Annotated in this window: 12 protein-coding genes; 7 read left to right on the plus strand and 5 right to left on the minus strand. The window is 75.0% G+C overall.

Annotated features, from left to right (window positions below; all coding sequences use genetic code 11):
- From ACIP82_RS35605 to ACIP82_RS35620, 4 genes are all read right to left on the minus strand, one after another.
- A partial coding sequence (locus ACIP82_RS35605) for an SDR family NAD(P)-dependent oxidoreductase (RefSeq protein ID WP_400659603.1) occupies positions 1–12,594 on the minus strand: 12,594 nt, incomplete at its 3' end.
- 396 nt (positions 12,595–12,990) lie between these two features.
- Complete coding sequence (locus ACIP82_RS35610) at positions 12,991–13,707, minus strand: HAD-IA family hydrolase (RefSeq protein ID WP_400659606.1); 717 nt, start codon at positions 13,705–13,707, stop codon at positions 12,991–12,993.
- A 162-nt stretch (positions 13,708–13,869) separates the two neighbouring features.
- Entirely contained in the window at positions 13,870–14,976 is a 1,107-nt protein-coding gene (locus tag ACIP82_RS35615; RefSeq protein ID WP_400659609.1) for a Gfo/Idh/MocA family protein, read from the minus strand.
- An 8-nt stretch (positions 14,977–14,984) separates the two neighbouring features.
- The gene (locus tag ACIP82_RS35620) at positions 14,985–16,151 is read right to left on the minus strand and encodes a DegT/DnrJ/EryC1/StrS family aminotransferase (RefSeq protein WP_363614919.1); all 1,167 of its coding nucleotides are present in this window, start codon (positions 16,149–16,151) and stop codon (positions 14,985–14,987) included.
- Positions 16,152–16,314: 163 nt separating this feature from the next.
- Between ACIP82_RS35620 and ACIP82_RS35625 the strand changes: the two genes are divergently transcribed.
- The 5 genes from ACIP82_RS35625 to ACIP82_RS35645 all read left to right on the plus strand — a co-directional run bounded on the left by ACIP82_RS35625 (position 16,315) and on the right by ACIP82_RS35645 (position 20,252).
- Positions 16,315–16,755: a type II 3-dehydroquinate dehydratase gene (locus ACIP82_RS35625; protein ID WP_030397945.1), complete on the plus strand. Its 441-nt coding sequence runs from the start codon at positions 16,315–16,317 to the stop codon at positions 16,753–16,755.
- Positions 16,755–17,774 carry an ROK family protein gene (locus ACIP82_RS35630; protein WP_400659613.1) on the plus strand — a complete coding sequence of 340 codons (1,020 nt, stop codon included), beginning with the start codon at positions 16,755–16,757 and terminating at the stop codon, positions 17,772–17,774. Before ACIP82_RS35625 ends, ACIP82_RS35630 begins: the two co-directional genes overlap by 1 nt.
- A 99-nt stretch (positions 17,775–17,873) precedes the next feature.
- A complete protein-coding gene (locus ACIP82_RS35635) occupies positions 17,874–18,935 on the plus strand; it encodes a 3-dehydroquinate synthase family protein (RefSeq protein WP_400659616.1) in 1,062 nt (353 codons plus the stop codon).
- Position 18,936: 1 nt separating this feature from the next.
- Positions 18,937–19,791, plus strand: a complete 855-nt coding sequence (locus ACIP82_RS35640; RefSeq protein WP_400659618.1) for a shikimate dehydrogenase family protein — start codon at positions 18,937–18,939, stop codon at positions 19,789–19,791.
- Positions 19,792–20,117: 326 nt separating this feature from the next.
- Positions 20,118–20,252, plus strand: coding sequence for a hypothetical protein (locus ACIP82_RS35645; protein WP_400659621.1), 135 nt, complete (start codon positions 20,118–20,120; stop codon positions 20,250–20,252).
- 223 nt (positions 20,253–20,475) lie between these two features.
- On the opposite strand, the gene ACIP82_RS35650 is transcribed toward ACIP82_RS35645, so the two are convergent.
- Complete coding sequence (locus ACIP82_RS35650; protein WP_400659624.1) at positions 20,476–20,763, minus strand: hypothetical protein; 288 nt, start codon at positions 20,761–20,763, stop codon at positions 20,476–20,478.
- A gap of 365 nt (positions 20,764–21,128) precedes the next feature.
- Between ACIP82_RS35650 and ACIP82_RS35655 the strand changes: the two genes are divergently transcribed.
- Both ACIP82_RS35655 and xerC read left to right on the plus strand, forming a co-directional pair.
- Positions 21,129–22,277 (plus strand): hypothetical protein, encoded by a 1,149-nt coding sequence (locus ACIP82_RS35655; protein ID WP_400659627.1) that lies wholly within the window; start codon positions 21,129–21,131, stop codon positions 22,275–22,277.
- 871 nt (positions 22,278–23,148) lie between these two features.
- Positions 23,149–24,204: a tyrosine recombinase XerC gene (gene xerC / locus ACIP82_RS35660; RefSeq protein WP_400659648.1), complete on the plus strand. Its 1,056-nt coding sequence runs from the start codon at positions 23,149–23,151 to the stop codon at positions 24,202–24,204.
- Positions 24,205–24,431 lie beyond the last annotated feature (227 nt).

Consider the following 24,431-nt stretch of genomic DNA (forward strand, 5'->3'; position numbering starts at 1 on the left):
CACCGAACGGTCCGACACGTCGGCAGCCACCACCTCCACCGACGCACCGAGCGCCTCAAGCCCGGCCACCAACTCCGCCGCACCCGGCGCCTCCGCGCCGCGACGACTCACCAGCAACAGCCGCCCCACCCCGTACGACTCCACCAGATGCCGGGCCACCAGCCCGCCCAGCGTCCCCGTACCACCGGTCACCAGCACCGTCCCCACCGGATCCAGAACCAGCCCGGCACCGGCGGGCACCTCAGCACGCGCCAGGCGCGGCACCACCGCAGTCCCGTCGCGCCAGGTGACGTGGGGTTCGCCGGACGCGAGCGCGTCGGCCACCAGTGAGGCGGGCACCGCCGAGCCGTCGGTGTCCACCAGGACGATCCGGCCCGGGTGTTCGAGCTGCGCGGTGCGGACCAGACCCCGGACGGCGGCGGCCGCCGGGTCCCCGGCGCCGTTCGCGGTCAGGACCGCGAGCGGGCCGGCGGAGTCACCGGCCAGGTGCTCCTGGATCCCGCCGAGCGCGGCGCCGACGAGTGCGCGGGCCGCCTGCGGCGCCGGCAACCCCTCGGGGACGCGGGTCAGGTCGAGCACGTCGTCCTCGGACGGGCGGTCCGCCGCCCGCGGCAGGTCGGCGGGCGCCCAGTCGACGCGGTACAGGTGCTCGGCGGCGGTGTCCTGGGCGGCGGACAGCCGCTCGGGCGCCACCGGCCGCAGGACCAGCGCCCCGACGGCACCGACGGGCCGGCCGACCGGGTCGGTCAGCGCGAAGGAGACGCTGTCCGGGCCCTCCCGGCGGGAGTGCACCCGCAGCGCGGTGGCCCCGGACGCGTACAGGGCCACGTCGTTCCAGGCGAACGGCAGCAGCACCTCCCCCGGTCCTGCCACCGGCGCCGCGCCCAGGTTGGCGGACTGCAGGGCGGCGTCCAGCAGGGCCGGGTGCAGTCCGAACCGCCCGGCGGAGTCCGTCAGTTCCTCCGGCAGCGCGACCTCGGCGAACACCTCCTCGCCCGACCGCCAGGCGGCCCGCAGGCCCCGGAACGCGTCGCCGTACTCGTAGCCCGCCTCGGCCAGCCGCTCGTAGAAGCCGTCCAGGGCGACCGGCTCCGCGCCGGCCGGCGGCCACGCCTCGTAGCCGAACTCCGGTGCGGTCTCGGCCGCCAGGAAGCCGGTGGCGTGCCGGGTCCACACGCCGCCCTCCGCGTCCTCGGGCCGCGAGTGCACGTGGACGGCCCGGCGGTCATCGTCGGCGGTGGCCGGATCGACCGTGACACGGACCTGGAGGCCACCGCGCTCGGGCAGGATCCCGGGCGCCTCGACGACCAGTTCGTCGAGTCGGCCGAGACCGGTCCGCTCCCCCGCCCGCAGGGCGAGTTCGAGGAAGGCCGCACCGGGCAGCAGGACCGTCCCGGAGACGGCGTGGCCGGCCAGCCACGGGTGCGATCGGATCGACAGCCGCCCGGTGAACACCTCTCCCCCGTCGGGCAGTTCGACCAAGGTGCCGAGCAGCGGGTGCCCGGCGGCGGCGAGCCCGAACGCGGTCACGTCACCGGTGGCGGCCACGGGCTCCAGCCAGAAGCGCTGGTGCTGGAAGGGGTAGGTGGGCAGTTCGGAGGGGCGGACGGTGCCGGCCTCGGCGTGGGCCGTGGACCAGTCCACGGGCAGGCCGCGGACGTGGAGTTCGGCGGCGGCGAGCAGGACGCGGTCCCAGCCGCCGTCCTCACGACGCAGGGTCCCGGTGACGACGGTCGGCGCCTGGACGGCCTCCTCCAGGACCTCGACGACGGCGTGCGCGAGCACGGGGTGCGCGCTGACCTCGACGAACGCCCGGAAACCCTCGCCCGCCAGGGTCTCGACGGCCTCGGTGAAGCGGACGGTCTGCCGCAGGTTGCGGTACCAGTACCCCGCGTCCAGCTCCGGACCCTCCAGCCAGCGGCTCTCGACCGTCGACAGGAACGGGACGACAGCCGGCCGCGGCTTCACCGAACCCAGCAGCTCGGCGAGTTCGGCCTCGATCGACTCCACGTGCGAGGTGTGGGAGGCATAGTCGACGGGGATCCGCCGCACGCGCACACCCTGCTCCTCGTACGAGACGACGAGCGTGTCCAGACCCGCCGGGTCACCGGCCACCACGACCGAGGACGGACCGTTGACAGCGGCGACCTCCACGCCGTCCGGCAGCGTGCCGGTCACCTCGGCGAGCGGCAGCCCGACCGACACCATCCCGCCCCGACCCGCCAGACCCCGCGCGATGGCCTGCGACCGCAACGCCACCACCGCCGCCGCGTCCTCCAGCGAGAGGATGCCCGCGACATGCGCCGCCGCGATCTCCCCCTGCGAGTGACCCACCACCGCATCCGGAACAACACCCAGCGACGCCCAGAGGCGGGCCAGGCCGACGTTCACCGCGAACGACACCGGCTGCACCACGTCCACCCGCTCCAGCGAGGCCGCACCCGGCACCTGATTCACCACATCGAGCAACGACCAGTCGACATAAGACTTCAAAACCTCATCGATCTCACCGAGAGCCTCCGCGAAGACCACGGATTCAGCGAGCAACCGACGCCCCATCCCCACCCACTGGGAACCCTGACCCGGGAAAACGAACACCGACCGACCGCTCACCTCCGCCCGACCGGACACCAACCCGGCCACGGCCCCTCCCTCGGCCAGGGCCCTCAGGGCAGCGACGAGCGCGGCCCGGTCGGCGCCGACGGCCACGGCCCGCTCGGTGAACCGGGTGCGCGCGGCGACGAGCGCCCGGGCGGTGGCGGCGAGGTCCGGCACCGACGGCCCCTCCGCGAAGGCCGCCAGCCGCGCGGCCTGCTGACGCAGCGCCGCCTCCGAGGCGGCCGAGACCACCCAGGGAACCACGTTCTCCCCGGCGCCGGCACCGGCGGTACCGGTCGGGGTGGCGCCGACACCGACGGGGGTGCCATCGACGGACACGGCGCCGCCGGCCGGCTCCGCCTGCTCCAGGATCACGTGCGCGTTCGTCCCGCTCACACCGAACGCCGAGACGCCGGCCCGGCGCGGGCGGCCGGCCTCCGGCCAGGCCCGCTGCTCGGTGAGCAGGGCGATGCCGCCCGAGGACCAGTCGATGTGCGAGGAGGGCGCGTCGATGTGGAGGGTCTGCGGCAACACGCCGTGCCGCAGCGCCTCGACCATCTTGATCACGCCCGCCGCACCGGCGGCGGCCTGGGTGTGGCCGATGTTGGACTTCACCGACCCGAGCCAGAGCGGCTGTTCGGCCGGGCGGTCCTTGCCGTAGGTGGCGAGCAGGGCGTGTGCCTCGATCGGGTCGCCGAGCGGGGTGCCGGTGCCGTGCGCCTCGACGGCGTCGACGTCGGCGGCCGTCAGGCGGGCGTTGGCGAGCGCGGCCCGGATCACCCGCTCCTGCGAGGGACCGTTCGGGGCGGTCAGACCGTTGGACGCACCGTCCTGGTTGACGGCCGAACCCCGGACGACCGCCAGCACCTCGTGCCCGAGACGCCGGGCGTCGGAGAGCCGTTCCAGCAGCAGCAGGCCCACGCCCTCGGACATCCCGAACCCGTCGGCGGCGTCGGCGAAGGCCTTGCTCCGGCCGTCGGCGGCGAGGCCGCGCTGCCGGGAGAAGCCGACCAGGCCTTCGAGCGTGGACATCACCGAGGCGCCGCCGGCCAGGGCCAGCGTGCACTCCCCGGCGCGGAGCGCCTGGGCTGCGAGGTGCAGGGCGACCAGGGAGGAGGAGCAGGCGGTGTCGACGGTGATCGCGGGTCCCTCCAGGCCGAGGGCGTAGGAGAGGCGGCCGGAGAGCACGCTGCCCGCGTTGCCGGTGACCAGGTAGCCCTCGTCGGCGGCGCCGCCGGTGCCCTGGGTGCCGTAGTCCTGGCCGTGGGTACCGATGAAGACGCCGGTCGGGGTGGCGCGCAGGGCGGTGGGGTCGAGTCCGGCGCGCTCCAGGGTCTCCCAGGCGACTTCGAGCAGCAGGCGCTGCTGCGGGTCCATCGCCAGGGCCTCGCGCGGGTTGATGCCGAAGAAGGCGGCGTCGAAGTCGGCGATGCCGGGCAGGAATCCGCCGCCGCGCACGTAGGTGCGGCCGGGGGCGTCGGGGTCGGGGTCGTAGCTGCCGTCGAGGTCCCAGCCCCGGTCGGTGGGCAGGCCGGTGACGGCGTCGCTGCCGGCGGCGACGAAGCGCCAGAGGTCCTCGCCGGAGTCGAGGCCGCCGGGGAAGCGGCAGCCGACGGCGACGATCGCGATCGGCTCGTCCTCGGTCCCGGCGGCCTGTGCCGCGGGGGTGGCGGGGGCGGCGGGGGCCGGTTCCGCGCCGACGAGTTCGGTCGCGAGGTGGGCGGCGAGGGCCTTGGGCGTCGGGTAGTTGAACACCAGGGTGGCGGGCAGACGCAGACCGGTGGCGGTGCCGAGGGCGTTGCGGAGTTCGACGGCGGTGAGCGAGTCGATGCCGAGTTCCTTGAACGCCTTGTCGACGTCCAGCGCCGCGGCCGAGCCGTGGCCGAGGACGGCGGCGGCGGTGTCCCGGACGAGGGCGGTCAGCAGCTCGTCGCGGTCGGCGGCGGAGAGTCCGGCGAGCCGCCGGGCGAGGGCGCCGGCGCCGTCCGCGGCGGTGCGGGCGGCGGCCCGTCGCAGGGCGCGGGGTGCGCGGGCGGCGGGTGCCAGGTCGCGCAGCAGCGGCGGGAGGTCCTCGGTCCGGACGCCGGTGACGTCGAGCCTGATCGGCACCACGGCCGCGGGCTCGCCGGTGAGCGCGGCGTCCAGGAGGGCGAGGCCCTGGTCGGCGGAGAGGGGGCGGGTACCGACCCGGGCCATCCGGGCGAGGTCGGTGTCGCTGAGCCGGCCGCCCATGCCGGCGGCCTCGGCCCACAGGCCCCAGGCGAGCGACACGGCGGGCAGTCCGAGCGAGCGCCGGTGGGCGGCCAGGCCGTCGAGGAAGGCGTTGCCGGCCGCGTAGTTGCCCTGGCCGGAGCCGCCGAGGACGCCGGAGGCGGAGGAGTAGAGCGCGAACGCGGCCAGGTCGAGGCCGGCGGTGAGCTCGTGCAGGTGCCAGGCGGCGTCGACCTTCGGGCGCAGCACGCTGTGCCACTTGGCGGCGTCCAGGGCTTCGACGACGCCGTCGTCGACGATCCCGGCGACGTGGACGACGCCGGTCAGGCGGTCGGCGAGGGTGTCGACGACGGCGGCCAGCGCGGTGCGGTCGGCGGTGTCGACGGCCTCGGCGCGGACCAGGGTGCCGTGCGCGGCGAGTTCTTCGAGCAGGTCGGCGGGCACGGCGGAGCGGGAGAGGAGCACGAGTTCCGCGACGCGGTGGACCGCCGCGAGGTGACGGGCCACCAGGCGGCCCAGGCCGCCGTTGGCGCCGGTGACCAGGACGGTGCCACCGGCCAGCGGGGACGGCGCGCCCTCTGCGGGGGCGGGCCGGGCGGCCGGGCGGCGCAGGCGGGCGACCAGCCGTCGCCCGTCTCGCAGCGCCAGCTGCGGTTCGTCGCCCGGTGCGGCGGCCACCGCCCGGGCGGCGTCGGCCGGGTCGTCGGCCTCGACGAGGACGAAGCGGCCGGGGTTCTCCGACTGGGCGGTGCGCACCAGGCCCCGGACGGGTTCCTGGACGAGTTCGCCGCGCCGGGTGACGACGACGAGCCGGGAGTCGGCCGTCCGGTCGTCGGCCAGCCAGGCCTGGAGCGCCCGCAGGACGTCGTGGCCGACGGCGTGGGCGCGCTCGGGCACGGTGTCGGAGGGCGCGCCGCCGCCGGCGGGCAGGACCACGAGGGGCGGCAGGGCTCCGTCCTCGGGCAGGTCGCTGTGGAGGGTCCAGTCGGCGGGCGCGTCGGCGGCCTCGGGTGCGGGGACCCAGTCGACCTCGAACAGGGCCGCGTCGTCCGCCGGACCGGCGGTGAGGCCGCGCGGGTCCACCGGCCGCACGGTGAGGGCCTCGACGTCCACGACGGGGGCGCCGGTGTCGTCGGCGGCCCGGATGGTGAGGGTGTCGGGGCCGGCGGAGGTGACGACCACGCGCAGCGCCTCGGCGCCGGTGGCGTGCAGGCGCACGCCGGCCCAGGAGAAGGCGAGCCTGGGCACGTCGGCGCCGGGGAAGAAGCCGGCCTCGCCGAGCGGGTGGAGGGCGGCGTCCAGCAGGGCGGGGTGCAGGCCGTAGGCGGCGGCGTCCGAGGTGGTGTCGGGGAGGCGGAGCTGGGCGTAGAGGCGGCCGTCGGCGAGCCAGGCGGCCTCGACGGCGTGGAACGCGGGGCCGTAGGCGACGGTGAGCCGGTCGTAGAGGCCGTCGATGTCGAGCGGGCGGGCTCCGGCGGGCGGCCAGACCGTCAGTTCGTCGGCGGTGGCGGGCTCCGGGCCCTCAGGGGCGAGCGTTCCGGTGGCGTTGGCGTGCCACGGCAGGCCGGGGCCGGTGCGGGTGAGCAGCCGGACGGCGCGGCGGCCGTCCTCGGCCTCGCCGACGTGGACCTGGAGGTCGAGGCCGCCGCCGTCCGGGACGACGAGCGGGGCGGAGACGGTCAGTTCCTCGACCGTGGGCACGCCGAGCCGGTGGCCGACGTGGGCGAGGGCGTCGAGCAGCGCGGTGCCGGGCAGCAGCGTCGCGCCGCCGATCCGGTGGTCGGCCAGCCAGGGCAGGGTGCGTTCGGTGATCCGGCCGGTGAAGACTGCGCCTTCCTCGGTGCCGAGCAGCAGTTCGGCCTCCAGCAGCGGGTGACCGGCCTTGTCCAGGCCGACGGCGGCGAGGTCGCCGGCGGCGCGGCCCGGCCGGAGCCAGTAGCGCTGGTGCTGGAAGGGGTAGGTGGGCAGTTCGGAGGGGCGGACGGTGCCGGCCTCGGCGTAGGCCGTGGACCAGTCCACGGGCAAGCCGTGCACGTGGAGTTCGGCGGCGGCGAGCAGGACGCGGTCCCAGCCGCCGTCCTCACGACGCAGGGTCCCGGTGACGACGGTCGGCGCCTGGACGGCCTCCGCCAGGGCCTCGACGACGGCGTGCGCGAGCACGGGATGCGCGCTGACCTCGACGAACGCCCGGAAACCCTCGCCCGCCAGGGTCTCGACGGCCTCGGCGAAGCGGACGGTCTGCCGCAGGTTGCGGTACCAGTACCCCGCGTCCAGCTCCGGACCCTCCAGCCAGCGGCTCTCGACCGTCGACAGGAACGGGACGACAGCCGGCCGCGGCTTCACCGAACCCAGCAGCTCGGCGAGTTCGGCCTCGATCGACTCCACGTGCGAGGTGTGCGAGGCGTAGTCCACCGGGATCCGCCGCACGCGCACACCCTGCTCCTCGTACGAGACGACGAGCGTGTCCAGACCCGCCGGGTCACCGGCGACGACGACCGAGGACGGACCGTTGACAGCGGCGACCTCCACGCCGTCCGGCAGCGTGCCGGTCACCTCGGCGAGCGGCAGCCCGATCGACACCATCCCGCCCCGACCCGCCAGACCCCGCGCGATGGCCTGCGACCGCAACGCCACCACCGCCGCCGCGTCCTCCAGCGAGAGGATGCCCGCGACATGCGCCGCCGCGATCTCCCCCTGCGAGTGACCCACCACCGCATCCGGAACAACACCCAGCGACGCCCACAGCCGCGCCAGGCCGACGTTCACCGCGAACGACACCGGCTGCACCACGTCCACCCGCTCCAGCGAGGCCGCACCCGGCACCTGGTTCACCACATCGAGCAACGACCAGTCGACATAAGACTTCAAAGCCTCATCGATCTCACCGAGAGCCTCCGCGAAGACCACGGACTCAGCGAGCAACCGACGCCCCATCCCCACCCACTGGGAACCCTGACCCGGGAAAACGAACACCGACCGACCACTCACCTCCGCCCGACCGGACACCAGCCCGGCCACGGCCCCTCCCTCGGCCAGGGCCCTCAGCCCGCTCAGCGCCCGCGCCCGGTCGGCGGCGACCACGACGGCCCGCCGTTCCAGCGCGGCCCGGGAGCCGGCGAGCGCGCGGGCGACGGCCGGCGCCTCGGCGACGGGCCTGGCCTCGGTGAACTCGGCAAGCCGTTCGGCCTGTTCGCGCAGGGCCTCGGGGGAACGGGCGGAGAGCAGCCAGGGCACCGGGGTACCGGAGCCGGCGTCGAGTTCGCCGTCGAGTCCGGCGGGCACCGCTCGGTTCGCCGGCTCCTGGGCGGGAGCCTGCTCCAGGACGACGTGGGCGTTGGTGCCGCTGACGCCGAACGAGGAGACGGCGGCCCGGCGCGGCCGGTCGACCTCGGGCCAGGCCCGTTCCTCGGTGAGCAGGGCGACCGCGCCGGACTCCCAGTCCACCTTGGTGCTGGGCGCGTCGATGTGCAGGCTCTTCGGCAGCACGCCGTGCCGCAGCGCCTCGACCATCTTGATCACGCCGGCGACGCCGGCGGCGGCCTGGGCGTGGCCGATGTTGGACTTCAACGACCCCAGCCAGAGCGGCTGTTCGGCCGGACGGCCCTGCCCGTAGGTGGCCAGCACCGCCTGCGCCTCGATCGGGTCGCCCAGCGAGGTCCCCGTCCCGTGGCCCTCGACGGCGTCGACGTCCGCCGCCGTCAGCCCGGCGTTGGCGAGGGCGGCGAGGATCACCCGCTCCTGCGAAGGGCCGTTCGGGGCGGTCAGACCGTTGGACGCACCGTCCTGGTTGACGGCCGAACCCCGGACCACGGCCAGCACCTCGTGCCCCAGGCGCCGGGCGTCCGACAACCGCTCCAGCAGCACCAGACCCACGCCCTCGGCCCAGGCGGTGCCGTCGGCGCCGTCCGCGTAGGCGCGGGCCCGGCCGTCGGCGGAGAGCGCGCGCTGGCGGGAGAACTCGACGAAGGAGGTGGGCCGGGCCATGATCGCGGCGCCGCCGGCCAGGGCGAGCGTGCACTCGCCCTCGCGCAGCGCCTGGGCGGCCAGGTGCAGGGCCACCAGGGAGGAGGAGCAGGCGGTGTCCACCGTCACCGAAGGGCCTTCGAGGCCGAAAATGTAGGAGATGCGGCCGGAGGCGACCGAGCCGGCGTTGCCGGTGCCGAGGTAGCCCTCCAGGCCGTCCGGGACCTCGGCGAGGTCGGTGGCGTAGTCGTGGTACATCAGGCCCGCGTAGACGCCGACCGGCTGCCCCTTGAGCGAGGTCGGGTCGATGCCCGCGCGCTCCAGCAGTTCCCAGGAGGTCTCCAGCAGCAGCCGCTGCTGCGGGTCCGTCGCCAGCGCCTCGCGCGGCGAGATCCCGAAGAAGGCGGCGTCGAACTCGCCCGCGTCGTGCAGGAATCCGCCATGACGGGCGTAGGAGGTGCCGGGGACGGCCGGGTCCGGGTCGTAGAGGGCGTCGAGGTCCCAGCCGCGGTCGGCGGGGAAGGGGGTGATCGCGTCGGTGCCCTCGGCGACCAGCCGCCACAGGTCGGCCGGGGAGGCGACGCCGCCGGGCAGGCGGCAGGCGGCGCCGACGATGACGACGGGGTCCTCGGCGGGCGGCACGGTGCGCGGTACGGGCGCGGGCCGGGCGGCGGTGGCCGGACGGCCGGTCAGCGTGTTCACCAGGAAGGCCGCGACGGCGGTCGGGTTGGGGTGGTCGAAGGCGAGGGTGGCGGGCAGCCGCAGGCCGGTGGCCGCGGTGAGGCGGCCGCGCAGTTCGACGGCCGTGGCGGAGGTGAAGCCGAGGTCCTTGAACGGGCCGTCGGGGCGGATCGGGTCGGGGCCGTCGCCGGCCAGCCCGGCGGTCTCCGCGAGGACGAGGTCGAGCAGTTCGCGCTGCCGGTCGGCGGCCGGGCGGCCAGCCAGGCGGCGGCGCAGCGCGGCGGCGGTCGCGGTGTCCGGGGCGCTCGGGCCGGCCGGGGTGTCGATGAGGTCGCGCAGCAGGGCCGGGACGTCCCGCGGGGCGAGGGCGTCCAGCCCTTCGGGGTCGAGCCGGAGCAGCAGCAGGGAGGTGTGGTCGGCCAGGTGGGCGGCGTCGAACGCGGCGGCGCTCTCCTGGGCGGTGAGCCGGCCGAGGCCGGGCGGAACGGGGCGTCCGTCCCCGTCGGCAGGGCCGGTGATGAGGGCGAGGCCGGGCAGGCCGTGGCGGCTGCGGTAGTGGGCGAGGGCGTCGAGGAACGCCGCGGCGGCGGCCTCCCCGGGGGCGCCGGGGAGGCCGAGCGGTCCGACGGTGGGGGTGTGCACGACGAAGGCGGACAGCTCGGTGCCGGCGGTCAGTTCGTGCAGGTTGACGGCGGCGGCGAGGGCGGCGCCGAGGCCGGGAAAGGCCGCGCCGGGGGTGTGGACGACGGCGTTGAAGCGCGTGCCCGGGCCGGCCAGCCAGTCGGCGAGGGCGTCGCGGTCGGCGAGGTCGAGGGCGCTGAGGGTGGTCTCGGCGCCGGCGGCGGTGAGCCGTTCGGCGAGTTCGGCGGCGGCCCGGTCGGCGGGGCCGTGGGGGCTGGTGAGCAGGATCCGGCGCACGCCGCGGCCGGCCACCAGGTGGTGGGCGACGGCGGCGGCGGCCGGCCCGTCGGCGCCGGTGACCAGGACGGCGCGGCGCGGGTCGAAGCGGGCGCCGGGCTCGCCGTGGGCGAGCGCGGCGGACACCCGGGCGGCGCGCGGGCGCAGCGCCACGCCGGAGCGGACGACGAGTTCGGGTTCGCCGGAGGCGACGGCGGTGGCCAGGGCGTCGGCGGCGTTCTCCTCCGCGTCGAGGTCGACCAGCAGGAACCGGCCGGGGTTCGCCACCCGGGCGGCGCGGACCACGCCGCGCAGCGCGGCCTGGACGAGGTCAGTGGCGCCGCCGGGTCCGGCGGCGCCCCGGGTGACGACGACCAGCGCGGTGTCGGCGAGCCGTTCCTCGGCGAGCCAGGCGGTGAGCTGCCCGTCGAGGGCGCGCACGGCGTCCTCGACATCGGCGGCGAGCGGTCCGGGGGTGCGCAGGCCGGCGCCGACGCCGAGCACGGCGACATCGGGCAGCGGGCCGGCCGCGGCCAGCGCGGCCGGGTCGGGGTGGGCGGCGGCGCCGAGGGCGTCGGCGAGGCCGAAGGCGTCCGCGCCGAGCACCGCCCAGGTGCCGGCGGCGGGGCGGGCGCCGGGGACGGAGGAGAGCGGCAGCCAGTCGACGCGGAACAGGTGCTCGTAGTGGCTGCCGCCGGCGGCCCGCAGCCGGGCGGGCGCGTCGAGCAGCACGTGCCGGGTGATCTTGCCGGAGGCGGTGCGCGGGATGCGCTCCGTCTCGTACAGCTCCTCGGGGACCTTGAAGTAGGAGAGCCGTTCCCGGCAGGCGGCCAGCAGGGCCTCCGGGTCGAGGCCGCCGGGGCCGGGCACCAGGAAGGCCACCGGCACCTCGCCGAGCACCTCGTGGGGCTTGCCGACGACGGCGACGTCCGCGACGCCGGGCACTCCGCGCAGCACCTCCTCGACCTCGGCCGGGTGGATGTTCTCGCCGCCGCGGATGATGAGTTCCTTGATCCGGCCGGTGATGGTGAAGTAGCCGGAGCCGTCGCGCCGGGCGAGGTCGCCGGTGTGGTACCAGCCGCCGCGCAGCGCCTGCTCGGTGGCCTCGGGCTGGTTGTGGTAGCCGAGCATCACGCTCGGGCCGCGCACCCAGACCTCGCCCTCCTCGCCGTCGGCGACGTCCAGGCCGGTCTCGACGTCGACCAGGCGCACACCCAGGCCGGGGACGGGCAGGCCGCAGGAGCCCTCGACGCGGGCGCCGGTGGGCCAGTTGACGGTGATCGAGCCGCAGGTCTCGGTGGAGCCGTAGGCGTCGATGAGCGGCGCGCCGAACGCCTCCTCGAAGGAGCGCCGCAGCGTGGCGGTGGTCATGGCGCCGCCGACCAGGCACATCCGCAGGGCCGGCGCGGTGAAGCCGTCCTCTCGGGCGGCGCGCACCAGCTGCTGGTACATGGTGGGCACGCCGGCCAGGAAGGTCGCGGACTCCTCGCGGACGGCCTCCAGGACGTCCCGCGCGGCGAAGCCGTCGAGGATGCGGGCGGTGGCGCCGACGGCGGTGACGCTCAGCACGCAGGCGATGTGGGAGAGGCTGTGGAACAGCGGCAGCGGCCAGACCACCCGGTCCACGGCGCTCAGGCCGGGCACCGGCACGTAGCAGGCGGCGACCGACCAGAGGCAGTTGCGCTGGGTGGACAGCACGCCCTTGGGCCGGCCGGTGGTGCCGGAGGTGTAGAGCATCCAGGCGGGGTCGTCGAGGCCGAGGTCGTCGCGCGCGGGGGTGGCGGGGTCGGTGCCGGCCAGGGTCTCGAAGGAGAGGGTGCCGGCCGGGACGGGGCCCTCGCCGGTGACGATCACCCGCAGGTCGGCCCGGCCGCGGGCGAGGGCGTCCAGGCCGGCGGCGCGGGCGGCGTCGGTGATGACGACGCGGGCGCCGCTGTCGTCCAGCAGGTGGGTGAGTTCGGCCTCGGTGGCGTGCGGGTTGAGCGGGACGCCGATGGCGCCGGCGCGCAGGATGCCGAAGTAGGCCTCCACCACCTCGACGCTGTTGCCGAGCAGGATCGCGGCCCGGTCGCCGGGCTGGAGGCGCAGGTCGGCGAGGTGGCCGGCGATCCGGCCGGTGCGGGCGTGGAGCTCGGCGTAGGTCACGCCGCGGACGGCGTCGCGGAACGCGGTCTTGTCCGAGCTGTCGCGGGCGTGCTCGGCCAGCAGTTCGGGCAGCGGCCGGATCAGCTCGGTGCGCAACATGCCGTCACTTCCTTGGGTCGGTTCGGTTCGGGTCGACTCGGTTCGGGCCTCGGGCGGGGGGCATTAGATTTCCGCCTGGCACCAGGGGTGGGCGGCGGCGGAATGGGATTCCATTTCCGGGCCGGATTTTCGCGGTACGGGGCCGGCGCATTGCCGGGCGGCCTTTCCGGGGCGGCCGTGCGCGAATTCCCGCCGGTCACAGTCTCGTGCGGCGGGGGCTCCGGGCCGCCCCTATCCGACCCCCTATACGGGCCCTATTCACGGTGGGCGGGAACGGCCCCGCCCCGCCGGGCGCGGCGGGGCGGGGCGGGGCGGGGCGCGGCGGGGCGAGGCGGGGAGGGGAGGGCGGACCGGCCCGGCCGGTGGGGCGGCCGGGTGGTCCGGGCTCGCGGCCGGTCAGCGGGCCGGGACGGGTTCGGGCAACAGGGCGAGCAGGTCGTCGGGCCGGCGCAGCACCGCGTCGGGCCGTTCGGCGAGCAGCGCCGCCTCGTCGGTCTCGCCCCACAGCACGGCGATCGCGCCGACCCCGGCGCCCCGGGCGCTCGCCAGGTCGGTGACGGCGTCGCCGACCATGACGGTCCGTTCGGCCGGCACGTCGAGCAGTTCCAGGGCGCGCAGCACGATGTCGGGCGCGGGCTTGGCCCGGGGGACCTCGTCGGAGCCGAGCACGTGGTCGAAGTGGTGCAGCAGGCCGAGCTGGTCGAGCAGCGAGCGGGCCCGGGGGCCGCTCTTGCCGGTGGCCACGGCCAGCCGGATGCCGCGCCGGTTGAGGTCGATGAGCAGTTCCCGCACCCCGGCGTGCACGGTGACCTGGGGGGCGAGCCGGTAGCTCTCCCGGACGAAGGGCTCCTCCAGGGCGAGCGGCAGCCCCATGATCCGCATGATGTCCGGGAAGTAGCGGCCCAGGTGGCGGCAGTACTCCTCGAACGGCGGGTTGCCGTCGCCGACCACCTCCTCGTAGGCGGTGAGGAACGCCCGGCGCATCACGTCGAAGCTGTCGACGATGACGCCGTCGAGGTCGAAGACCACGGCGCGCAGCGGGGAGGAGGAGGCGAGCGCGTGGCCGTCGGGCCTGGTGGTCGGGGCGGTGGCTGCGGGCTGGTCGATCGGCATGGGATCTCCATGGGACGAGGGGCTGCCCGGACGGGTGACCGGGCCTGACGCCCCGGGGCCGACGAGATGGGCACGGCCTCCGGGGCCGGGACACGGGGCTGCTCGGGTGGAGCCGCGGCTCGGCGGGGAACGGCGGGGACGGCGGTCGGACGCCGACGACGGTCAGACGGCGAGGGCCGCGGCCTCGTCGGCGAGCCGCGGCCGCGGGGCGCGGGCCGCCGCGTAGAGCCGCTCGATGACCGAGATGGTGTGGTGGGCGCGGTTCACGGCCGCGCCGCGCGAGGCCGGGTCGGCGAGCAGGGCGGGCAGCTCGTCGAGCTGGCGCACGTACTCGGTGCCGACGCTCTCCCCGGGCAGCGGGACCTCGGTGGTGACGCCGTCGCGGGTCCGGGTGAGGCGCGGGACCCGGCGGTTCGGGCTGAAGCCGAAGGTGCACTCCAGGGTCGCGGAACCGGTGGCGCCCTCCACGGTGATCCGGGTGGTGTCGACGGGTTCGTGGGAGGCCCAGCTCGCCCGCACCGCCACCGAGACGCCGGTGTCGGTGAGCAGGAAGCCGCGGGCGGTGTCCTCGACGTCGCCCGCGCCGTCCGGCCCCTCGGTGCCGCGCCAGCCGGCGCCGCGCCTGCCGTCGTTGACGAAGTCGGCGGAGAGCGAGCCGAGCACCGACGGGAACCGGACGCCGCCGCCGAGCACGGCCTGGGCCGTGTCCAGCAGGTGCCAGCCGAGGTCGACCAGGGCGCCGCCGCCGGAGAGCCGCCGGCTGGTGAACCACCCGCCGGCGTCGGGGACACCGCTGGCGCGGACCCAGGCGAGGTCGACGTGGCGGATCGGGCCGAGGTCCGCCGCCAGTTCGGTGAGGGCGGCGACGTCCGGCCGGTAGCGGGCGGCGCTGCCCGCCAGCAGGACGGTCCCGCCGGCGCGTTCGGCGGCGGCCAGCCGGTCCGCCTCGGCGGCGCTGAGGCAGACCGGCTTCTCCAGGAACACCGGGATGCCGCGGGTGAGCAGGCGCTCGGCTACGGGGGTGTGCAGGTGGTTGGGCACCGCGACGACCGCGAGGTCGACATCGGGGCCGAGCAGGTCGGCGTCGGCGAGGAGCGCGGCGCCGGACGGCACGTGCTCCGCGCCGCCGGGGCCGGGCTCGACGACGGCGGTGACCCGGTAGGCCGGGTGGGCCGTCAGGCGGGGCAGCCAGATGGTGCGGCCCGCCCAGCCGAGGCCGACGACGGCCACCCGTACCGGGGCGGCCGGCCCCCGTCCGGCGGTGCTCACCCGCGCGTTCACACCGCGGCCAGGGCGTCGGCGATGATCTGGGCGGTGTCCTCGATCGCCCGCTCGCTCGCGAGGAGGGTGCGGTGGTGCAGCCAGATGCCGTCGGCGGTGAGCGCCTCGCTGTTGGGGCAGGCCTTGGCCAGCTCGTCGACGGTGGTGTCGGGCGCGGCCGACTCCCAGAAGCCGTCCGAGCGGTAGATGGCGCGGAAGACCACGAAGGCGGGCAGGCCGCGCGCGATCAGGTCGTCGACCAGGGCGTTGCGCCTGTCCTCGCCGAGGCCGGGCACCCGGAACATCGCCATGTAGTGCGGGACGCGGTCGGCTCGCTCGTCGTGGCCCTGCGGCACCACGCCGGGGATCTCCGTCAGCAGGCTCTTGAGCAGCTTGGCGCGCTCCTCACGGACGCTGATCTGGCTGTCCAGGCGGGCGAGCTGGGCGCGCAGCACGCTCGCGGAGAACTCGTTGAGCCGGAAGTTGGAGCCGGAGGTCTGGTGGTAGTACTTCCGGTCCGTCGGCGGGCGACCGCAGCTGTGCCGCAGGAACGCCTCGTCGTACTGGGCGGTCTCCGGGAAGGTGACGGCGCCGCCCTCGCCGGCCGTCATCAGCTTGCCGTTCTGGAAGCTGAACGCGGCGATCGAGCCCAGCTCGCCGACCCGGCGGCCGCGCCAGCGGGCGCCGTGGGCGTGCGCGGCGTCCTGCACGATCGAGACGCCCGAGTCGGCGGCGAGCTTGTCGAGGGCGTCCAGGTCGGCGATCTGGCCGGCGATGTGGACAGGCATGATCGCGCGGGTCCGCGGGGTTATCGCGGCGGCGGCCGCCTCGGGGCTCAGGTTGTAGGTGTCGAGGTCGATGTCGACCGGCACCGCGGTGGCGCCGAGCCGCTGGGCGGCCTGGGAGGAGGAGATGAACGTGAACGCGGGCACGATGACCTCGGTGCCCGGGCCGACACCGAGCAACTGGAGGGCGATCTCCAGCGCGTGGGTACCGTTGGTGACGGCGAGCGCCTTGGCGGCGCCGTGGTAGTCGGCGAACTCCTGCTCGAAGGTCTCGACCTCCTTGCCGCCCATCCGCCACCACTGGCCCTGCTCCAGGGCCCTGAGCAGTCCTTCGCGCTCGGCATCGTCGTACTGCGGCCAGACCGGGAACTCCGGAGCCGGACGTCCTTGGGCACTCATGATTCCGCGCAGCCTTTCCTGTAGGGGGGACCGTGGAACGGCACGCTAACCCAGGAAATGCGGCCCGTCACTTCCCCTACACACCCCCCTAGAAAGCCCTTGTCCTGCAGTCCGGTAGCCCTCTTCGGGGTTCGCCCGGGGAACTCGCTGCTATAACCGGAATATGAGCGAACTGCTATTGCTGAATGGCCCCAATCTCGGGATTCTCGGCCGCCGCGAACCGGAGGTCTACGGCACCGACACCCTGGCCGACATCGAGGCCGCGGTCGCCGCCGAGGTGGCCGGCCGGGGCTGGAAGGTGGTCTCCGTCCAGCGCGAGTCCGAGGGGCAGCTGATCGAGGCGGTGCAGGACGCCTGGGACGGCTCCGTCGGGGCGATCGTGAACCCGGGCGCGCTGATGATCGCCGGCTGGGGCCTGCGCGACGCGCTCGCCGCCTACCCGCGGCCGTTCGTCGAGGTGCACCTGTCCAACGTCTGGGCGCGCGAGTCCTTCCGGCACGAGTCGGTACTGGCGCCGCTCGCCTCGGGCGTGATCGTCGGGCTCGGCGCGCTCGGCTACCGGCTCGCCGCGCAGGCGCTGCTGGCGAAGGTCCCGGCGTCCTGATGGGCTTCGCGACGGGAACCCCGGCAGGGGACACCACGACGACGCGGGCCGCGGCGGCGCAGGGCCCCACGGCTCAGGCCCCGACGGCTCAGGCCCCGACGGCCGCCCGGGGCGTGCTCGGCATCGACATCGGCGGCACCAAGGTGGCGCTGCGCGCCGAGGACGGCCCGCCCGGCGGGCCGGTCCGCACCGAGGAAGCCGTGCTGCGCTGGCCCGGCGCCCGGGTGGCCGGCGTCTACGCCGACTGGACGGCGCTGGCCGGCACGGTCGCCGACCTGCGGGAGCGCTGGGAGGGCGACTTCGCGGCGGTCGGGGTGGCCGTGCCCGCGACCATCGGCCCGGACGGCCGGGTGCTCGCCTGGCCGGGCCGCCCCGGCTGGCGCGGCTTCGACCTCGTCCCGGCGCTGCGGCGGCTCTTCCCCACCGCGGCGCTGGCCTGGGCGGACGACGGTGATCTCGCCGCGCTCGCCGAGGCGGTGCACGCCGGGTCCGGGCACGTGGTCTACCTGGGTGTCGGGACGGGCGTCGGCGGCGGTGTCGTGCACGAGGGCGCGCCGCTGCCGGGCCCGGGGCGCGGCTCCTGCGAGGCGGGGCACCTGATCGTCGACCGCCGGGGCCCGGTCTGCGACTGCGGGCGGCGCGGCTGCCTGCAGGCCACCGCCTCCGGTCCGGCGACCCTGCGGCGCGCGGAACTGCTGCGCGGCGCGCCGGTCGAGTACGCGGAGCTGCGGACCGGGCTGGCCGAGGGCACGCCGTGGGCGGTGGAGGCCGTCGAGGAGACCTGCGCCGCGCTGGCGGCGGTGGCCGTCTCGCTCGGCGAGCTGTTCCACCCCGAACTGACCGTGCTGGGCGGCGGGTTCGCCGACGGGCTGCCCGGCTTCACGGCGCGGGTGGAGGCGCACGCCGCCGCGCTGGCCCGCCCCGGCGGCCCGGCCCCCGCGATCCGGCCGGCCGTGCTCGGCGGGCTGTCCTCGCTGCACGGCGCCCTCGCGCTGGCGCGGCTGCAGCCCGCGTCCTGAAGCCGTGCCCGCGCCCGCGCGCCCCAGTCCCACCCCACCGAGCGACATCGCACCACACACCACCGCACACCACCGCACCGACCAGCCCTGGGAGCCGAGTTGACCACGACAGAAACCCTCGTCCGCACGGACGGCGGGCTGCGGCGCATCGACGTGGAGCTGGGCGAGCGCGGCTACCCGGTGCTGATCGGCCCCGGCGCCCGCCACCGGCTGGCCGGGGTACTCGCGAGGATCGGCGCCCGCCGGGTCGCGGTGGTCAGCGCCCGGCCCGCCGAGTGGCTGCCCGACACCGGCCTCGACACCCTGGTGGTGGAGGCGAAGGACGGCGAGGAGGGCAAGTCCCTCGCCTGGGTGGCCGAACTGTGCAGCCGCTTCACCGCGTTCGGCCTGGGCCGGGCGGACGCCGTGGTCTCCTGCGGCGGCGGCACCACCACCGACGCGGTCGGGCTCGCCGCCGCGCTGTACCACCGGGGAGTGCCGGTGGTGCACCTGCCCACCTCGCTGCTGGCCCAGGTCGACGCGAGCGTCGGCGGCAAGACGGCGGTGAACCTCCCGGAGGGCAAGAACCTGGTGGGCGCGTACTGGCAGCCGTCCGCCGTGCTCTGCGACACCGACTACCTCAGCACCCTCCCGCCGCGCGAACGCGTCAACGGCTACGGGGAGATCGCCCGCTGCCACTTCATCGGCGCCGGGGACCTCCGCCACCTGCCGCTGCCCGAGCAGATCGCCGCGAGCGTCGCCCGCAAGGCCGCCGTGGTGGCCGCCGACGAGCGCGACGCCGGGCTGCGGCACATCCTCAACTACGGCCACACCCTGGGCCACGCGCTGGAACGCGCCACCGACTTCCGGCTGCGCCACGGCGAGGCGGTCGGCGTCGGCACGGTCTTCGCCGGCCGGCTGGCGGGCGCGCTCGGCCGGATCGGCCCCGAGCGGGTCGCCGAGCACCACGAGGTGGTCGCCCACTACGGGCTGTCGACCGCGCTGCCGCCGGAGGTCGACACCGGGGCGCTGATCGCCCTCATGCGGCTGGACAAGAAGGCCGTCGACGGGCTCTCCTTCGTCCTGGACGGCCCGCGCGGCGCCGAACTCGTCAGCGACGTCCCCGAGTCACTGGTCGCCCGCACGCTGGACGCCATGCCGCGCGCCGCCGGGGAGGCCTGAGGTGTCCCTTCCCCCCGACCTGCCGGCCCCCGACGCGCCGACCCCCGACGCGCCGGCCGCCGGGCCGCCGATCTCCGGCCGCACCCGGCTGTTCGCGGTGCTCGGCGACCCGGTCGCGCAGGCCAAGGCGCCCGCTCTGCTCAACCCGCTGTTCGCGGCGAGCGGCGTGGACGCCGTGCTCGTCCCCGTGCACGCCCCGGCGGACCGGCTGGACGAGGTCGTGCGAGGGCTGAAGGCCGTCGCCAACCTGGACGGGCTGCTGGTCACCGTCCCGCACAAGCTGGCGATGTGCGGGCACGCCGACGAACTCAGCGACGCCGCCGCCCTGCTGGGCAGCACCAACGCGCTGCGCCGCGAGCCGGACGGCCGCTGGTACGGCGACAACTTCGACGGCGCGGGGTTCGTCAGGGGCCTGACCGCCGCGGGGCACCACCCGGCCGGGCTGCGGGTGGCGCTGGCCGGCGCCGGAGGCGCGGGGCTCGCCATCGCCGCCGCCCTGCTCACCGAAGGAGCCGCCGCACTCACCGTCACCGATCCCGACCAGGGCCGGGTGGACGCCCTGCTGGAGCGGCTCGGCACCCGCTGGCCCGGCCGCGTGGCCGCCGCCCCGCGCCCGCCCTCCGGCGTCGACCTCGCGGTCAACGCCACCCCGCTGGGCCTGGACCCGGCCGACCCGCTCCCCTTCGACCCGGCAGCACTGGCGCCCGGCGCGCTGGTCGCCGACATCATCATGACGCCCGCCGAGACCCCGCTGCTGCGCACCGCCGCCGCCCTCGGCCTCGCCACCCACCCCGGCATCCACATGCTCGCCGAGCAACTGCCGCTCTACCGCTCCTTCTTCCGCATTCCGGGGTGACCCCCGTTCCTCCGGAACCGCCGGAGAGCCCGGAACGGGCGGGACGGGCTGGACCCGCAGGACAGGCGGGAGAAACGGGGCACGGGGGCGTGCCCGGCGGGACGGAACCCCCAGGATCCACCGGGCCCGCCCTGTGGGGTGCCATGAGTGACGCAATGCCCCTGAACAGGTACTCTGCAGCTCCAGGTGATCATGGCAGGCTCGGTCTGTATGGCGCTGCGCATGCTCTACCTGGTCTTTCTCCGGCTCCTGGGACTGCCCCTGCTGCTCTCCCGCTCGGGGGGGCGAAGGACGCCGAGATCCTCGCGTTACGCCACGAGAACACGGTGCTGCGCCGTCGGCTCGGCGTCCGGCCACGCCTTTCCTGGCCGGACCGCGCGGTGCTCTCCGCTCTCGCCCGGCACCTGCCGGGCAGGCTCCGTCGGCACCGCCTGGTCACCCCCGGCACCCTGCTCACCTGACACCGCCGACTGCTCCGCTGGAACTGGAAGCAGAAACCCGTGCGCACGGGACGACCCCCGGCCGCACCGAGCGCTGCAACTTCGCGCTCCTGCCGACAACCCCGACGTCATCCCGTTCCCAGCCCAGCGGATCCAGCGCCACGACGTCCTCGACGGACTCATCCACGAGTACCGCAACACCGCCTGACGAAGACCAGAGCAGCTGACGAAAACACAGTTCGGCTCATGTCCGGGACTTTTGGAACCCTACAGAGTCCATCGCGGGGAACGCGAAGCGTGGCTGCCGGCGGATGAACTCCATGCGCTCGGAGACGATCGGGAAGTCCAGGTTGGTGCGGTCGGCCGACACCCGCGGGTCGGCCAGCAGCGTGCGGATCTCCGCGCGCCCGGTGACCAGCCAGGCCGCGCGGCCGTCGTACAGCGTCACCCGACTCACCGGCCCGTCGGTCGACAGGTAGCCGGACGGCGGCTGGTAGGGACACGTACGGTCCTGTGGATACGACAGCGACATGAGCGTTCCCCTGCCCGCGGGCCGAGGAGCGTCGGCCCGCGCGTCGGCCCAAGAGTCGTTCGCTCGGAGTCAACCTGCCCAGAGCGGTTGCACCGTAGCGGTGTATCCGGTTCTTCCCTCCAGCGGGCAGTCCGACACCGCACGCTGCTCCAGCTCCTGCGCCTGCACGACAGCCGACGCCGCGAGGTGCGCCGCCTCGTCCTACCGCCGGCGGCGGCCCCTCCGCGGCTCCACCCGTCTCCTGTCCGAAAACCGCTGCTGCCCCGCTCTTCGACGTCCCCGGGGCCGCCGAACCTGTCGGCACGTCAGAATGGCTTGTGGCCTGGCAATGTGCTGGCAGAATCACGAACCGGAGGTAGGGCTTCATGACCCGGTACAGCATCGACCCCGAACGACACGAGCTGATCGCCACCTGGGGAACCGGCGAGGGTGGTCTCGCCACCCGCATCGGCGTCCTCCCCGCTGGGACCGGCACCTCCGCGCTCCTGGGCCTGGCCCGTGCGCTCACCCAGCTGTCCGAGGCCGCGTGGCGCACCTACACCCACCCCGCCAGCGCTGCCTCCTCCCAGGAACCCAACAGCGAGGGCTGGCGCCGCTCGGAGGAGCGAAAGGCCTTCGACGAGGTCCCCCTCGCCATCACCCGGCCCAACCTCCCCCAGGACGGCATGCTCGACGTCTCCTACAGCCCCCTCGTCGAATCCGCCCACCGCGCCGGCCGCGCCCTCCACACCCTGGACGACCGCGAGCTCACCGACGCCGTCCTCGCCGAAACCGCCACCGAACTCGCCGCCGTGGAGAACGCCGAACTCGGCGACCTCACCGGCCGCGCCCGCCAGGCCGTCCTCCTCAGCCGCGAAGGCGCCTCCCCCGTCCAGGTCGCCGCCGCCGACCGCCTCCTCGAACAGAACCCCTTCGGCCCCGCGGCCCTCCTCACCGAGATCGACCCCACCGCCGCCGCCGTCGCCGCCGCCCACTGGCTCGCGGCCGCCGCCGAGGTCACCGCCGAAGCCACCGGCCACTCCCCCACCACCCTGCTCCTCGAAGCCGACAACAGCGAAGCCCTCCCCCACGAAACCCCCACCCTCGTCCTCGAACTCCTCGAAGCCGGTGTCTCCCCCTACGACGCGGTCACCGGCCTCGTACGCCACGCCCTCCACATCGCCGACGGCCTCCTCCCCGACCCGGCGGGCCTGCGCGAACAACTCGAAGACCTCGACGACGACCTCGCCGAACACACCGGCCCGGACACCGACCCCGAGGACACCGGCCTGCGCCTGACCCCCCTCGACCCCAGGCGCCCCGCCCGCGACCTCCTCGAAGACCTCCTCACCGGCATCCACGGCTGCCAGCTCCTCCACGAGGAATACGACGACCCCGACCACGAGGACGCCGATGCCGACGAGGCGGAGGACCGGAACGACGAACAGGCCGAACAGCACCAGGGCCACGGCCGCGAACGCTTCGCCCACCTCGTCCGCGAAACCGCAACCCGCCACCGCGACCGGCTCACGTGACCGACCACCCGAACCCGACGCACCCCCTCGACAATCACCCAGGGTGACGACGGGGGGCTGGCCACCCGCTCCCCTCGGCGACTCCGCGTGACACGCGCCGACCTGTCGGCAACCGCACGTTCACCCAGGCCGTCGACACGCGCGCCCGAACCCCGGCCGATACTACTCAGCGTAACCGCCCCAGCATGCACGTCTGGCGTTCAATCAGGTTCGGGAATTCCGCAACCCCGGAAAGGGGCCGGAATTCCACCACCCACCGGAACGGGCCGAGCAGCCCTGCGGGCGGGGAATGAGGATTCCCGCCCCCTCCGACATTCGGAGGAATTCGATAGACTCAGAGCATCCCAGATACCTCTCGCAGCCCGGATGCCGGGGCGCCGGACGTGATCCACAAGGCCGCGAGCTGCTCAAGGAAGCCACAGGCAATCTGAGCGCAGGTCAAGGGATCACACCAGGTCAGAGGCACCAAATGCCTTCGGTGGTCGCACGGTGGTCCCGTCGTCCGCCGCAGTGCGCCCGCACGGGACGAGACTGGAAGAGCCCGCACGACCACGACCCGCCGTGAAGTGATCACCATGCGCTCCTCCGCCAAACGCGGCCGCGTCTACCGCCGCTGCGACTGCCGCGACCAGCACCGCAAACAGCTCAGCGCCCGCTGCCCCCTCCTCGCCGCCGACCCCCACCACGGCACCTGGACCTTCGCCGTCGACAGCCACGCCACACCATCCGCCGCGGCGGCTACCTCAAGAAGAAGGCCGCGAAAAAGGCCCTGCACCGCCACCTCGAAGGCGAACGCACCGGCATCCCCCACAACCCCGACCAGAGCGTCGCCGACTACCTCGACGACTGGTTCCACGCCAAACAGGCCGAACTGAAGCCCACCACCGCCTCCCACTACCGCAGGTACGTGTACGACGACCTCATCCCCGCCTTCCGCACCATCCGCCTCGACGACTTCCGCTGGCCCCACATCCGCACCTTCGCCGACCACCAGCTCACCCACGGCCGCGGAAGGGCCACCGTCCACCGCATGCTGTGCACACTCTCCAGCGCACTCGGCGACGCCGTCCGCGCCGGCCGCCTGCACCACAACGTCGGACGCCCCCTGGTCATCCGCCGGCCGCGCCACGCCGACCGCATCGAGTGGACCACCGACCACGCCGCCACCTTCCTGCGCTACGCCCACGGCGCCGACCCCCCGATCGCCGACCTCACCGAACTCCTCACCGGCTCCGGCATCCGCAAGGGCGAAGCCCTGACCCTCCACGAGGACGACGCCTACCTCGACAAACGCTTCATGTACATCCACTGGACGCTCTCGGCCATCGACAACACCGAACTCGCCTTCACCGAACCCAAGACCCGCTCCAGCCGCAACTGGGTCGCCCTCTCCGACCGCGCCACCGCGGCGATCGCCCACCGTCTCGCCCCCGACACCCTCCGCGGCCCCAACCCCGCCCCCGGACACGGCCTGGTCATCCACCGCCACGGCCGCCCGCTCCACCCCTCCTACGTCCTAAGCCAGTTCCACCGCCTCTGCCACAAAGCCGGCGTCCCCGTCACCGGCGTCCACGACCTGCGCCACCTCGCCTGCGCCCCCGCCATGGACGAACACGTGCCACTGCCCATCGTCTCCAAGACACTGCGGCACTCCACCTTCTCCACCACCGTGGACGTCTACCACTACCTGACCATCCAGGCCGTCCGCGAAGCCGTCGACGCCATCAACCACGCCCTCGACCAGGCCGACCACAACGCCCTGCACGACCACCACGCAGCCCGAATCCCCCACAACCCCCACCTGACCACCCACCAGGCACGGAAAACGACACAGCATCGCCAACCAGCACCCCGGCCAACCCACCGGGACCACACTGCGACCACCAGCCGACGGAACACCAAAAAGGCCGCCTCCACCTTCCGGTGAAAGCGGCCTCCGACCTGCGAAAACGCTGGTCGGGACGACAGGATTTGAACCTGCGACCCCTTGACCCCCAGTGGTCGAACGGGCATCTGACTTATGCTCACCAGTCCAGATCACGCAGGTCAGGTCGTATCTCATCCACTCGCCATGACGCCTAATACCGCCTCATGACACCCAGTCCGTGAGAGGTGCGTGAGAGGTGCGCGAGCCGCAGTGAGCTTCCTCACTGC

Origin of the sequence: Kitasatospora sp. NPDC088548 (assembly GCF_044753005.1) — a bacterium.
Lineage (GTDB): Bacteria > Actinomycetota > Actinomycetes > Streptomycetales > Streptomycetaceae > Kitasatospora.

Coding starts and splice junctions, on each gene's coding strand:
- ACIP82_RS35610 (WP_400659606.1), bottom strand. CDS start 13,707: ATGCCGATCGACCAGCCCGCAGCCACCGCCCCGACCACCAGGCCCGAC.
- ACIP82_RS35620 (WP_363614919.1), bottom strand. CDS start 16,151: ATGAGTGCCCAAGGACGTCCGGCTCCGGAGTTCCCGGTCTGGCCGCAG.
- ACIP82_RS35625 (WP_030397945.1), top strand. CDS start 16,315: ATGAGCGAACTGCTATTGCTGAATGGCCCCAATCTCGGGATTCTCGGC.
- ACIP82_RS35630 (WP_400659613.1), top strand. CDS start 16,755: ATGGGCTTCGCGACGGGAACCCCGGCAGGGGACACCACGACGACGCGG.
- ACIP82_RS35655 (WP_400659627.1), top strand. CDS start 21,129: ATGACCCGGTACAGCATCGACCCCGAACGACACGAGCTGATCGCCACC.
- ACIP82_RS35650 (WP_400659624.1), bottom strand. CDS start 20,763: ATGTCGCTGTCGTATCCACAGGACCGTACGTGTCCCTACCAGCCGCCG.